Origin of the sequence: Meridianimaribacter flavus, assembly GCF_004366715.1 — a bacterium.
GTDB classification, from domain to species: domain Bacteria; phylum Bacteroidota; class Bacteroidia; order Flavobacteriales; family Flavobacteriaceae; genus Gaetbulibacter_B; species Gaetbulibacter_B jejuensis.
Genome location: NZ_SOQZ01000014.1, coordinates 1 through 1,411, shown reverse-complemented (window position 1 = coordinate 1,411; position 1,411 = coordinate 1). Strand labels below are relative to the sequence as shown.

Genomic DNA, 1,411 nt, shown 5'->3' with positions numbered 1-1,411 from the left:
CTTGTGGTAATACTCAAACTATTACTAGAACTTGGACTGCTACTGACGATTGTGGTAACGATGTATCTCAAGATCAAATCATAAACGTAATTGACACTACTGATCCTGTAATTAATATTGATGCAACAAATATCGCTGTAGAATGTGATGGTTCAGGTAATAATGGAGAAATAGAAAACTGGTTAAATAATAATGGTGGTGCTGTAGCATCAGACAATTGTGGTGATGTTACCTGGACAAATAATTACAACGGAGCTCAATCAGATTGTTCTACTCCTGTATTAGTAACGTTTACAGCTACTGATGCTTGTGGAAATACATCAAGTACTACTGCTTCTTATACTATTCAGGACACAGCTAATCCTTCTATTGATAATGAAGCTTCCAATTTAACTGTACAATGTGATGGTACTGGTAATACTGATGACCTTAATGATTGGTTAACTAATAACGGTGGAGCTATTGCCTCTGATGATTGTTCTACAATTACATGGACCAATGATTTTACTGAATTAAGTGACCTTTGTGGTGCTACTGGTTCAGCTACTGTAACATTTACAGCTACTGATGGTTGTGGGAACTCAAGTACTACTACTGCTATATTTACTATCGAAGACATAACTGCGCCTACAATAGATACAGAAGCTAGTGACTTAACTGTAGAATGTGATGGTGCTGGTAATATTGATGACCTTAATAATTGGTTAACTAGTAATGGTGGTGCAATTGCATCTGACTTATGTGGAAACGTAACATGGACAAATGATTTTACTGAATTAAGTGACCTTTGTGGTGCAACTGGTTCTGCTTCTGTAACATTTACAGCTACTGATGACTGTGGAAACTTTTCAACTACTACAGCTATATTTACAATTGAAGATACTTTAAACCCAGTAATCTCAACGGTAGCTGCTGACCAAACAGTTCAATGTGATGGTTCAGGAAATACTGATGAATTACAAGCTTGGTTAGATACTCAGGCAGGAGCTGTAGCTATTGATCAATGCTCAACAATTACTTGGACTAATAATTACTCAGGTCTTTTAGATCAATGTGGTGCAACTGGTCGTGCTTTAGTAACTTTTACAGCTACTGATGAATGTGGAAACTCATCAAGTACTACTGCTCTCTTTACGATATTAGATTTATTAAACCCAACTATTGATACTGAAGCCTCTGACTTAACTGTAGAATGTGATGGTGCTGGTAATGTTGATGACCTTAATGATTGGTTAACTAATAATGGTGGCGCTATTGCCTCTGATGTATGTTCAGATGTTACTTGGACAAATGATTTTGATAAACTTGCAGATGCTTGTGGTGCAACTGGTTCAGCTACTGTAACTTTTACAGCTACTGATGGTTGTGGTAACTCAAGTACTACTACTGCTATATTTACTATCGTAGATAC

Annotated in this window: 1 pseudogene; it reads left to right on the top strand. The window is 36.7% G+C overall.

From position 1 onward, the window contains the following. Positions 1-1,411: pseudogene (locus tag A8975_RS14605) on the top strand (hypothetical protein); the annotation flags it as partial.